The following is a 228-nucleotide window of genomic DNA, read 5'->3' as shown; positions in this document are numbered from 1 at the left end:
GCCACGGAGCGCCGGGGTGGTTATGACTACTTGTCGACGGCCTGTGCCTTCAGGGCACGGACCACGCCGTCGCGGCTTTCCAGGATGAGCCGGCGCAGCGAGGGTGCTTCATCGCCCAGGGATTCCAGGAAGGCATCCGTGGCGTCGACGGTGGCCTGGGTGGTCAGACGGGACGGGTACAGGCCGGTCACGATCTGCTGGGCAATCTCGTGTGTCCGGGTGCTCCAC

General features: G+C 67.1%; 1 protein-coding gene. It reads right to left on the bottom strand.

Annotation, left to right across the window (positions count from 1 at the left end; genetic code table 11):
• Nucleotides 1-26: 26 nt before the first annotated feature.
• Nucleotides 27-228: hypothetical protein (locus tag SB754_RS23550; protein WP_410784646.1), on the bottom strand; the 202-nt coding region annotated here is incomplete at its 5' end.

Source organism: Leifsonia sp. SIMBA_070 (assembly GCF_046534635.1).
Classification (GTDB): Bacteria; Actinomycetota; Actinomycetes; order Actinomycetales; family Microbacteriaceae; genus Leifsonia.
The sequence above is the reverse complement of the archived record's forward strand: the minus strand, read 5'-3'. Positions and strand labels throughout refer to the sequence as shown.